Below are 10,577 nucleotides of genomic sequence, written 5' to 3'. Positions count from 1 at the left end.
TAAATAAAATTATATGAAAAAGCATAAAGAATTTCGAATCTTAACTGGGTTAGCAGTTGCAATATTTATTTTTATTTTTTCCCCTCAAGGATTTGCCCAAAGCGAAAATCCTGGACCAAAGATAGGAATAAAAGGTGGTTTAAACTTTTCTCAGTTCTTTGTAGACCAACCAACGGTTGATGATGAAAATATGAAGGTTGGATTACATTTTGGTATTTTCACTAAAATAGCCCTTTCCAATTCCATAGCTTTTCAGCCTGAATTACTCTATACTAATGTTGGTTCCAAAATTGCCTATGGAAGTTCTGCTGGAAGTCTATTGGGTGTAAGTGAAGGAGAAGTAAGATACAATTTGAACTACATCCAATTACCGCTTGCTTTTGTCTTCAATATAGGGCCATTAAATCTCCATGCGGGTCCTTACTTCTCATATTTGGCATCAGCTAATGTTAAGAATTTGAGAACTTCCGATCTTACAACATTAAATTCAATTGAGTTAAACAAAGATAATTTCAACAGCCTGGATTATGGTTTACTAGCCGGTATTGGTTTCGATTTTGGAAATTTAACTATTGGTGCAAGGTACAATCATGGTTTGCGTGAAGTTGCAAAAGATGGAATAGCCCGTGATCTTACAAACAATTCCAAAAATTCTGTAGCCCAAGTATATATTGGTATTGGATTTTAATGATACGATCCTAGGCGATAATATGCCAGAATGGTTCTGAATTAAAGCATATTGGAATGGTTATTAAAAACCAAAATACCCCAATCTCCCAAATGTTTTTTTTGGGGGATTGGGGTATTTTCGTAAAAATTCATTTTTACTAAACATACAAATTGGAATTCACCACTTTGCTGTTCTGGTAAAAATGAGCGAAGGGCATAAGATCTCCTGTCACTTGGCCCTCTCTACCGTTTCATTTTTCATCTTCCCAGTCAAATGTAATACACTTAATCTGATCAGCAATACCCAAGGAATGGCGTGAAATACAAAATCAAACCAATCCAAGGCCGCCATTCCTTTGGCCCCTCCGGCAATCCATTTTATTTTACCCCAAATATGTGGTTCAGGCACAAATGGAGCCAGGCCTAAGGTCAAACTCATGAGGATAACAAACCTCCAATTATTGATCGTTGCTTTCATTTTTTCACTTTTAAAGTAGCTTTTCTCAAGTCTTCCCCAATCTGAGATGTGTAATTTTTTTCACTGTTCTTTTTGACAAAGGGATAAGTAATCTGCGTCCAGAAGGTCTTGGGAAATGCTTCCATTCCATCAAAGCCCAACGCCTCATCTCTACCCTCATGGGGAATATAATCCGTTCCAAAAAGGTAATCCCAAACACTTAAAGTAATTCCATAATTCACCCCATACTTCCTATCTTTCGGCAAAGCTTTGACATGGTGCCAAAGGTGCATGATGGGGTTGTTCAGAATATATTTCAAAGGCCCATAGGTAAGTCGGATATTGGCATGGTTCAAATGCCCTATCGCTGTGGCAAAAATATGGACAATAAAGAATTCCTCCAGCCCAAAACCGATCATGGCCAAAGGAATGTACTGGGCTGTTTTGTAAATGATGGTCTCCATCCAGTGAAACCTCAAGTGCGCTGCAAATCCCATTTCCTCCACTGAATGGTGGACCTTATGGAATTCCCAAAGTATAGGCACCCGATGTAACAAGCGGTGTATATTCCACTGGATAAAATCAGCTACCAAAAAAAGTAAAAGGAATTGCCCCCAAAGAGGCCAAGTTTCCACTTGAATTGCAACCAAATTCTTCACGCCAAAAAAACCCAAGAAATCATTGAAAGCCTCCACTGCCACATTGGAAATGGCATTATAGGCAATCAATGAAAAAAGGAAATAATTGAAAAACATGTAAAAACCATCCAGCCAAAAATCTTTCCTGAAGGTTGCTTGCGTTTTGCGCCAAGGAAAGAATATTTCCAATAGCCATACCCCGATGGAAAGTCCCAGCAACCACCAGAAATAATTCGTCCAGGAAGGGTAAAACATTTCATTGACCAGGTAATTCCAGTAACCGTAATAAGAATCAAGAATGATTTTGATATACTTTTCCATAATTTATCTTCTCAAAGTTAAAGAAAAAGGACAATCCACATGATTGCCCTCTTTCGGTACTCCCATAAACCACAACTAATGTTATTTATATTCCAGAATAAAGGAACTCATATCCAATACTTGAAAAGTTTTTAGTGCATTCTGAATAATACTGCTCCCCGCAGCTGACCTATATCCTGTCCCACAATGCACCACGATTGGCTTATTGGTAGGAATCTCTCCAACCCTATCTGCCAGTTCGGGCAGGGGAATATTGATAGCCTGCTCGAAAATCTTTCCTTCCGCTACTTCACCTGCATTTCTAATATCTATGATAGTAAATGCCTCTGGATTCGCATCAAAGGACTTTTGGTCAAAAAAGTCCATGCGCTCACCTCCTTGATCATTGTAAACAAAAGCCCCCTTTATAAATGGCTCGTAGCCTATTTTAGCTGCTTTGGAAATCAATTCCTCTAAACTTTCTTTACTTTCAGCTACCAGGTAGTAGGCTGTTTCTGGGGCAATTAAACTGCCCAACCAAGTTTCAAACTTGGCCCCATTCATAATGTTGATGGCATCCGGCAGATGGGAAGTCTTATACAATTCCTGATTTCTGCCATCTATAATTTTAACCACCTCTGTTACCGGATGATTTTTATCCAGTCTATTTACCCCAAGTTTTGATGCCTGGTAGGCAGGAGCACCTTCTTTATTAATGTCTACATTAAAGGGGAAATACTTCGGAATAAAGGGCTGATCTTTTAACAGTAAGGCCACAAACTCTTCCTCTGACATTTCCTGCAGCGCATAATTGGTCAGTTTTTCCTGTCCTATGGTGCTGCTTTTTTCCGCTGAAATGGCTTTTCCGCAGAGGGAACCCGCACCATGGGCAGGATACACTATCACATCTTCGTCCAGCAACATCAATTTCTCTCTTGTGCTGAAATACATCATTTTGGCCAATTCTTCCCTTTGAGCCATGATATTACCAACCGACTCTCTCAAATCCGGTCTGCCTACATCACCGATAAAAAGTGTATCCCCAGTGAAGACCGCCACATCTTTCCCGTTTTCTTCTACTATTATGCTGATCCCATCCGGTGAGTGGCCGGGAGTATGAATGGCCTTAAGTCTTACTCCTTTTGGCATTTCGATTACATCCCCCTCATCGAAGGCTTGATGGGGATAACCTGCACCCACCAATTCGCTGACAAAAATGGTAGCTCCCTTTGTCTGATGGATTTCGAGGTGAGAACTCACAAAATCAGCATGGGGATGGGTATTGATTACGCCAATAATATTGGCATTTACAGATTGGGCATAATCGTAATAAGGTTGTGGGTTTCTTCCTGGGTCTACCAGGTACATTTGGTCATCCACATGAACTGCATAGCTGAAATGTGCCAGCCCATCGTCTTCAAATTGCTTGATGACAACATGCTCCATTTTGGCCGGTTGGATCATTTGATCAAACTGGGCATGAACTACTACTAAGGTTAGTAAGGAAAGGATAAGGAAACTGAGTAATTTTCGCATAGTTGGGTTTATTTGAGTAGAATTCATCCTACGATAAACAAAGATAAAAAGGTTGGCCCAGCTAAAATGTGATCTAGGTTACACTTGGGACCTTGGCAGATAAAATAAAACCAGATCTTCTATCTGGATTCCCCATCAAAATCGAGCCATAACTGCATTCCAAAATGAGATTGTTCTAGCTCCACATTCAGGTTAGAAATCCCTATACCAAAAAGTCTCACAGGCTTTTGTAACGTTTCCTGCCTCAACAAATCCACCACCGTATCCCAAATTTTCTCCATTTCAGGAAATTGTTCAAAGGTCTTACTACGCGTTTGTAGGCTGAAATCAAGGTATTTTATCTTCAATGTGACCGTTCTGCCTTTCACACCAGTACGGGCGATTCTTCTGTTGAGCTCATCAAAGATATCTTTGAGAGCGGGAATCCACTGCCCCTCTCCTGTCAGGTCTTTATCAAAAGTATTCTCTGCACTCAATGATTTTCTAAGCCGGTTAGGTTGGACTTCTGAGGAATGAATACCCCGAACGATATTGTAAAAATGCAGTCCTGACTTACCGAATTTCTTGGTAAGGTATTGTAAAGAAAACTGCTTCAAGTCATAACCATTGTGAATCCCAATTGCCTTCATTTTTTCAGCAGTCACTTTCCCGATACCAAAAAACTTTTCAATAGCTAACTTTTCCAAAAATGCTTCAGCCTCTTTGGGCAAGATAACCGCCTGACCATTGGGTTTATTGATATCCGAAGCAGTTTTGGCTAAAAATTTATTATAAGATATTCCTGCGGAAGCATTAAGTCCCACCTCTTCCCGAATACGCTTCCTTATTTCTTCAGCAATCAATGTGGCTGAGGGATTATTGACTTTGTTTTCAGTCACGTCCAAAAATGCCTCATCCAAAGACAAAGGTTCTACCAAATCGGTATAGTCAAAAAAAATGTTGCGGATTTGATTGGAAAGTTCCTTGTAACGGTCAAACCTGGGTTTTGCAAAAATCAAATGAGGGCATTTTAGGGCCGCCAGTTTTCCGGACATGGCAGAGCGTACCCCATATTTCCGGGCTTCATAAGAAGCCGCTGCGACGACACCCCGCTCACGGTTGCCCCCAACGGCTACAGGTTTCCCCATTAATTCAGGATCATCCATCTGTTCCACGGAAGCATAAAATGCGTCCATATCCACATGGATTATTTTCCTGATCTTTTCCATTAGCTTCTTTTTTCCAATACATCCAAAATGGCAGCAGCCTTGAGGTAACATTCCTCCCATTCATAAGCGGCATCTGCATCATAAGTGATTGCACTTCCCACTGCAAAATACCCCTTTCCAATAGCACGGTCAAAAATAATACTTCTAATAACCACATTGAAGTCAAAATCACCATCGGCATGGATCATTCCAAAAGCACCTGAAAACCAACCCCTTTTGAAATTTTCATATTGTTCTATAAGATGCATACATTTGATTTTAGGCGCTCCAGTCATACTGCCCATAGGAAATGTGGCTTCAATGATTTCCTTAAACCCCAATCCTTCCCTCAGTCTACTGCTAACCGTTGAAATCATCTGATGCACTTTGGCAAATGGATAAACGCCAAAAAGTTCCATGACCATGACCGATCCTGTTTCTGAAATCTTGGAAAGGTCATTCCGCATCAAGTCCACTATCATCAGGTTTTCAGCCCTTTCTTTTTCTGAAGCCAATAATTTTTCGGACAATGCCAAGTCTTCCAACTCATCTTTACCTCTTTTGATGGTTCCCTTTATAGGTTGGGCAAGGAGTCTGAGCCCTTCTTTCTTCAAAAAACGTTCAGGGGAAGCAGCAAGAAGGAAATTATCCTCAAACTTAAACAATCCAGAAAATGGCATGGGTGAGATGCTCATCAAATCCAAGTACCCTGATATTGGGTTCCAGCTGGTTTCAGTAAAAGAAAAAGACATACAATAGTTGAGCTCATACATATCCCCCTCCTCAATATGCTGTCTAATGGCATAAATGTCTTCAAAATACTTGGTTTTGTCCGTATGCGCAATGACATCCACTTTAGGATTGGTAAAAAAAGACCCGTCAAATAGCCCTTTAAAGTCCAAATTCAGCTCCGTTTCAATGAGCATTGCATTCTGCTCAAGACTGATTTTTAATGTAGGAATAAAAAAAGCAACTTCCGGACAATCAACCAAGGAAGGATTTTCAGAGCACAAACGCTCCAATTGGTTTTTGAAATCATATGCCAAAACCCCAATTATTTCACTTTTACTTTCATACTCAGGGAGCAACTCCCAACCAATCGCAAAATTCCCTGCAAATATTTTTTGGGGAAATGAACCATAAGGATAGGCGATTTCATGGTGTTGAAAACAGGCAAAATAAGAGAAACGAATATCTAACCAACTTAAAACAGAAAATAGCCAGTCTTTCTTTTCTACAGGTATTGCTATGCGGTATTTTCTTAACATGGGGTAAAATTAGGAATTGGGCATAAAAAAAGAGGAAACTTTTCGCTTCCTCTTTCATATTTAAATTGTGGCCGAATTAGTTGGCATTGATGTCAAATTCTACGCTTACTGTATTGTAGATAAACTGATCTTTTGCTTTGTCCACTGCACTGCTTTCGTCTCCATAAGCCAATCCCCAAGCTGTTCTGTCAATATTGAATCCAGCTTTAGCTTTTACAGCACCATCAGCAACCGAAACTCGTGCAGGAAATTTGATATTCTTGGTTGTACCTCTCATGGTCAAGTTACCTGAAATCCAGTGTGTAGGATTGTCAGCAGCAAGCTCAGAGTCACTGGCAGGTGTGTAATCTGTCTCAAATTCTTCTTTGTCTTCAATAGAACCAGCACTGAAAAGCTCTACACTGGTCAATTCAAAAACTGCCTGAGGATAATTTGCTGCATCAAAAAAATCGTCAGACTGAAGGTGACCCCACAGTTTTCCATAATTTTCGTTGGACTCTTCCATATCCTCAATTTTGAGGGCGGTAATGTCAAATACAAATCTTGCACCTGTTAAGGACTCTCCTTCAACCATCACTTCTCCTTCAGTAACAGGAATGAATCCCCAATGCTTTCCTGCTGGCTTATATCCTGTCCAATTGATTTTACTGGAAGCTGCATCCACAGCCAATGTAGATCCTGAACCTGCCGCCACATCCTGGGCGTCTGTTGTTTCAACGGTGTCACTTGGACCACCACAGGCAATTGTCATCATGGCAGCAGCCAAAAACAATCCAGATTTTTGCAATAATTTCATAAGTGTTTTGTTTAGTTTTCGGAATTTAAATGTCTATACATCAAAACCCGCTGAGGAAAAAAAAGTTCAATTTTATCCAAAAAAAAATATCTTTGAATAGAACAATCTTTCAATACTTAAATTGAATTAATATGGCTTTGATAAAGCAAGTGAGAGGATACCATCCTGAATTTGGACCAAATTGTTGGTTTGCAGAAAATGCTACCATTATTGGGGATGTGAAAATGGGAGAAAATTGCACGGTTTGGTTCAATGCCGTAGTCCGTGGAGATGTAAATGAAATCAGGATCGGTAATGACACAAATATTCAGGATGGGGCTGTAATCCATTGTACATACAAAAAAGCTGGTACTTATATCGGCAACAGGGTATCTATAGCGCATAATGCTATTGTTCATGGCTGTACGGTTCATGATGAAGTTCTGATTGGAATGGGCGCTATTGTCATGGACCATGCCATTATTCACTCAGGTGCTGTAATAGCTGCTGGGGCAGTGGTGCTTTCAGGAACTGTGGTGGAAGCTGACAGCATTTATGCCGGCATACCGGCAAAAAAAGTCAAAGCAACCGGTGCTGAAATGAGGGAGGTTATTCTGCGTACTGCGAAAAATTACCCTATGTATGCAGAATGGTTTAAAGAAATTTGAAATTATAAATTAAACTATTGGACCTTACCCAGCCTTTAATAAAAAACCAAATCCAACAAGCCAAACTTAATTCGTTAATCATTTCACAATATTTTTTTAACCTAACTTAAGCCCCATTTAATTAAGGATTTTAAAATTAAATTTCCCGACCAAAAACATTCAGAGATTTTTTTGTATATAGCCAAAAAGCAAACTAATTTTATTCAACGCAGCGTATTCATTTTATGAAAGAAGAATATTTTAAATGGTACTCCCCAAATCTTCACAGAGAGGTAGAAATGTTGGTTTTTGGCCATAGAGGTTATCCTGTAATTCTTTATCCTACCTCCATGGGCTCTTATCATGAAAACAGGGACATGGGCCTAATAGGCGCAGCCCAGTGGTTCCTAGAACAAGGTCTTGTTCAAATTTTCTGTCCTGTAAGTAATGACAGGGACAGTTTTTACAACAAACACATCCATCCGCATCAGAGAATTCAAAATCATATCGCCTATGACAAAATGATATGCCATGAGATTGTAGAAAGGGTGCGTTTGAATACCGCAGTTGGGAAGGTAGTCGTTGCAGGTTGCAGTTTTGGTGGCTACCATGCGGCCAATTTCGCATTCCGCCATCCAGGATATGTCAGCCATATGTTTTCTCTTTCCGGTGCTTTTGAAATCCGAAATTTTATGGATGGGTACCAACATGAAGATATCTTTTACAATTCTCCCATGGAGTTTCTCCCCGGTCTTCAGGATGGGGAATTATGGAATATGGATATTGTTCTGGGAACTTCGAATTGGGATATCTGCTTTGATGCCAATGTGAGATTGAGTGATGTTCTGGAGTCCAAGGGCCTGAGGCATTGGTTGGACGTTCGAAGGGACAGACAACATGATTGGCCAGTATGGAAAGAAATGTTCCCACACTATTTATCAAGAATTAAATTCAATTAAAAAAACATACACCTTTATGAAAAAAATAGGAATTCTTTTTGGTATGGAGGATACATTTCCCCAAGCTTTTGTCGATAGAGTCAACGAAAAAAAAATAAATGGCATTGTGGCTGAACCGGTTTTGATAGACAAGGTTGTACAAAACAAGCTCACCGAATATGCAGTAATAATTGACCGCATATCCCAGGATGTGCCTTTCTACAGGGCATATCTTAAAAATGCTGCGCTGACAGGTACTGCTGTGATCAATAATCCTTTTTGGTGGAGTGCAGATGATAAGTTTTTTAACAATTGCCTGGCAGACCAACTGGGTGTTCCATTACCCAATACAGTAATTCTACCATCCGCAGAGCATCCTACGGATACCACGGGTAAATCTTTCAGGAACCTCAAAATGCCTTTGGACTGGCAGTCCATTTTTGATTATGTTAAGTTTCCTGCCTACATGAAGCCCTATGCCGGAGGTGGTTGGAAGAATGTTTATCGCTTGGAAAATCAGGAAGAGTTTTTCCAAAAACACAAGGAAACCGGCCAATTGGTGATGTTGCTCCAGGAAGAAATCTTATTTGATGACTATTTCAGGGTCTATTGCCTGGGAGGCAAAGCTGTACGCATTATGGAATATGAGCCGAGAAATCCTCATCACCTGCGTTATGTAGTCAACAGGCCCCCATCTTCCAAAAAGTTACTTGCAAAAGTAAAGGAATACACGATGCAGCTTTGTCAGGGTTTGGGCTATGATTTCAATACAGTGGAATTTGCTGTACGGGATGGCATTCCCTATGCCATTGACTTTGGTAATCCTGCTCCTGACGCTGATGTCAACTCAGTAGGACAGGAAAATTTTGACTGGGTAGTTGAAGAAGCCGCTAAGATGGCCATTGCTTACGCAAAGGCTCAAAAGCCTGGAAAAATCAACCTTACCTGGGGTACTTTTATGAAAGATGCAGTAAGTATGGCCAAAAGGTTCTGATGATGAAAAAATTACCGGTTTTTACCCTAGGAGTCGAAGAGGAATACCAGATCATTGATCCGGAAACTAGAGACCTCAGGTCCCATATGTCCAAAATTGTGGAAGGGGCAAAAATTTTCCTCAAGGAACAGGTCAAAGCAGAAATGCACCAGTCTGTAGTGGAGGTCGGCACCAATATCTGTCAAAACGTAGCAGATGCCAGGAAAGAAGTAGGCTTCCTCAGGAAAAAGATAGTGGATCTTGCAGCCGAACAAAACCTCACTGTTGGAGCTTCTGGAACCCACCCTTTTTCCAAATGGCAGGAACAGCCAATCACCGATGATCCCAGATACCACCACATTATCAATGAACTGCAGGATACAGCACGTTCCAACCTGATCTTTGGGCTGCATGTGCATGTGGGTATAGAAAACCGGGAAATTGCCATGCAGATCATGAACCAAGCATGCTATTTCCTTCCTCATATTTACGCCTTATCCACCAATTCCCCCTTCTGGGAAGGCAGATTTACAGGATTCAAAGCTTACAGGGCGCATATTTTTGCAAAGTTTCCACGGACTGGACTTCCCGAGTATTTTGATTCGGTACAGTCTTATGACAACTATCTGGAAACTTTGGTCAAAACAAACTGCATCGATAACCCAAAAAAAATATGGTGGGACCTCAGATTACATCCCTTTTTTAGTACTATAGAATTCCGCATCTGCGACATGTGCCTGACCTTGAATGAGACCATGTGCATTGTAGCTTTAATTCAAGCTGTGGTAGCCAAATTGTACAAAATGCACCTGATGAATACCAGTTTCAATGTATACCGCATTGCTCTGATCCGTGAAAATAAATTTAGGGCAGCAAGGTATGGCACAGAAGGTATGATGATTGATTTTGGCCAGAAAAAAGAAGTGGGGTATAAGGCCCTGATGTTAGAGCTACTGGAATTTGTCGACGATGTCGTGGATGAACTGGGAAGCCGGGATGAAATCAATTACATCCACAAAATTCTAGCCGATGGTACTGGCGCAGACAGGCAGTTAAAAGTATACAGTGAAACAGAGGATTTGAAAAAGGTGGTGGATTTTATTACAGAAGAGTTCACAAAAGATATTTAAAAAGGAAGTAAAGGCTAAAGCTAAAGGATTGAAATAGCATTAAAATGGTGTCTTTGCAT

General features: G+C 40.5%; 11 protein-coding genes. 5 read left to right on the top strand and 6 right to left on the bottom strand.

All coding sequences use genetic code 11. The features are described from left to right. Positions 1-13 precede the first annotated feature (13 nt). Positions 14-688: a porin family protein gene (locus tag QZT73_RS11640; RefSeq protein ID WP_291785439.1), complete on the top strand. Its 675-nt coding sequence runs from the start codon at positions 14-16 to the stop codon at positions 686-688. Positions 689-898: 210 nt separating this feature from the next. Here the strand turns inward: QZT73_RS11640 and QZT73_RS11635 are convergent, their stop codons facing one another. The 6 genes from QZT73_RS11635 to QZT73_RS11610 all read right to left on the bottom strand — a co-directional run bounded on the left by QZT73_RS11635 (position 899) and on the right by QZT73_RS11610 (position 6,851). Next, a complete protein-coding gene (locus QZT73_RS11635; protein WP_291785437.1) occupies positions 899-1,147 on the bottom strand; it encodes a hypothetical protein in 249 nt (82 codons plus the stop codon). Further along, complete coding sequence (locus QZT73_RS11630) at positions 1,144-2,085, bottom strand: sterol desaturase family protein (RefSeq protein WP_291785434.1); 942 nt, start codon at positions 2,083-2,085, stop codon at positions 1,144-1,146. The genes QZT73_RS11635 and QZT73_RS11630 overlap by 4 nt, the downstream gene beginning before the upstream one ends. An 81-nt stretch (positions 2,086-2,166) precedes the next feature. Next, the gene (locus QZT73_RS11625) at positions 2,167-3,600 is read right to left on the bottom strand and encodes an MBL fold metallo-hydrolase (RefSeq protein WP_291788279.1); all 1,434 of its coding nucleotides are present in this window, start codon (positions 3,598-3,600) and stop codon (positions 2,167-2,169) included. A gap of 119 nt (positions 3,601-3,719) precedes the next feature. Continuing rightward, the gene (gene dinB / locus QZT73_RS11620) at positions 3,720-4,808 is read right to left on the bottom strand and encodes a DNA polymerase IV (protein ID WP_291788277.1); all 1,089 of its coding nucleotides are present in this window, start codon (positions 4,806-4,808) and stop codon (positions 3,720-3,722) included. Continuing rightward, entirely contained in the window at positions 4,808-6,055 is a 1,248-nt protein-coding gene (locus QZT73_RS11615; protein ID WP_291788274.1) for an anthranilate synthase component I family protein, read from the bottom strand. The genes dinB and QZT73_RS11615 overlap by 1 nt, the downstream gene beginning before the upstream one ends. A 76-nt stretch (positions 6,056-6,131) precedes the next feature. Then, positions 6,132-6,851: a YceI family protein gene (locus QZT73_RS11610; protein WP_291788272.1), complete on the bottom strand. Its 720-nt coding sequence runs from the start codon at positions 6,849-6,851 to the stop codon at positions 6,132-6,134. A 131-nt stretch (positions 6,852-6,982) separates the two neighbouring features. Between QZT73_RS11610 and QZT73_RS11605 the strand changes: the two genes are divergently transcribed. The 4 genes from QZT73_RS11605 to QZT73_RS11590 all read left to right on the top strand — a co-directional run bounded on the left by QZT73_RS11605 (position 6,983) and on the right by QZT73_RS11590 (position 10,518). Further along, a complete protein-coding gene (locus tag QZT73_RS11605) occupies positions 6,983-7,498 on the top strand; it encodes a gamma carbonic anhydrase family protein (protein WP_291785421.1) in 516 nt (171 codons plus the stop codon). Positions 7,499-7,722: 224 nt separating this feature from the next. After that, complete coding sequence (locus QZT73_RS11600; RefSeq protein ID WP_291785419.1) at positions 7,723-8,436, top strand: alpha/beta hydrolase-fold protein; 714 nt, start codon at positions 7,723-7,725, stop codon at positions 8,434-8,436. A gap of 16 nt (positions 8,437-8,452) precedes the next feature. Further along, positions 8,453-9,409, top strand: coding sequence for a hypothetical protein (locus QZT73_RS11595; protein ID WP_291788270.1), 957 nt, complete (start codon positions 8,453-8,455; stop codon positions 9,407-9,409). A 2-nt stretch (positions 9,410-9,411) separates the two neighbouring features. Continuing rightward, positions 9,412-10,518 carry a carboxylate-amine ligase gene (locus tag QZT73_RS11590; protein ID WP_291778155.1) on the top strand — a complete coding sequence of 369 codons (1,107 nt, stop codon included), beginning with the start codon at positions 9,412-9,414 and terminating at the stop codon, positions 10,516-10,518. Positions 10,519-10,577 lie beyond the last annotated feature (59 nt).

The sequence above is a fragment of the Cecembia sp. genome (assembly GCF_007126775.1).
In the GTDB taxonomy this organism is placed as follows: Bacteria; Bacteroidota; Bacteroidia; order Cytophagales; family Cyclobacteriaceae; genus Cecembia.
The sequence above is the reverse complement of the archived record's forward strand: the minus strand, read 5'-3'. Positions and strand labels throughout refer to the sequence as shown.

What these genes read in the sequence shown, in the direction of transcription:
- QZT73_RS11640 (WP_291785439.1), top strand. Translation starts at nt 14, where the DNA reads ATGAAAAAGCATAAAGAATTTCGAATCTTAACTGGGTTAGCAGTTGCA.
- QZT73_RS11635 (WP_291785437.1), bottom strand. Translation starts at nt 1,147, where the DNA reads ATGAAAGCAACGATCAATAATTGGAGGTTTGTTATCCTCATGAGTTTG.
- QZT73_RS11630 (WP_291785434.1), bottom strand. Translation starts at nt 2,085, where the DNA reads ATGGAAAAGTATATCAAAATCATTCTTGATTCTTATTACGGTTACTGG.
- QZT73_RS11625 (WP_291788279.1), bottom strand. Translation starts at nt 3,600, where the DNA reads ATGCGAAAATTACTCAGTTTCCTTATCCTTTCCTTACTAACCTTAGTA.
- dinB (WP_291788277.1), bottom strand. Translation starts at nt 4,808, where the DNA reads ATGGAAAAGATCAGGAAAATAATCCATGTGGATATGGACGCATTTTAT.
- QZT73_RS11615 (WP_291788274.1), bottom strand. Translation starts at nt 6,055, where the DNA reads ATGTTAAGAAAATACCGCATAGCAATACCTGTAGAAAAGAAAGACTGG.
- QZT73_RS11610 (WP_291788272.1), bottom strand. Translation starts at nt 6,851, where the DNA reads ATGAAATTATTGCAAAAATCTGGATTGTTTTTGGCTGCTGCCATGATG.
- QZT73_RS11605 (WP_291785421.1), top strand. Translation starts at nt 6,983, where the DNA reads ATGGCTTTGATAAAGCAAGTGAGAGGATACCATCCTGAATTTGGACCA.
- QZT73_RS11600 (WP_291785419.1), top strand. Translation starts at nt 7,723, where the DNA reads ATGAAAGAAGAATATTTTAAATGGTACTCCCCAAATCTTCACAGAGAG.
- QZT73_RS11595 (WP_291788270.1), top strand. Translation starts at nt 8,453, where the DNA reads ATGAAAAAAATAGGAATTCTTTTTGGTATGGAGGATACATTTCCCCAA.
- QZT73_RS11590 (WP_291778155.1), top strand. Translation starts at nt 9,412, where the DNA reads ATGAAAAAATTACCGGTTTTTACCCTAGGAGTCGAAGAGGAATACCAG.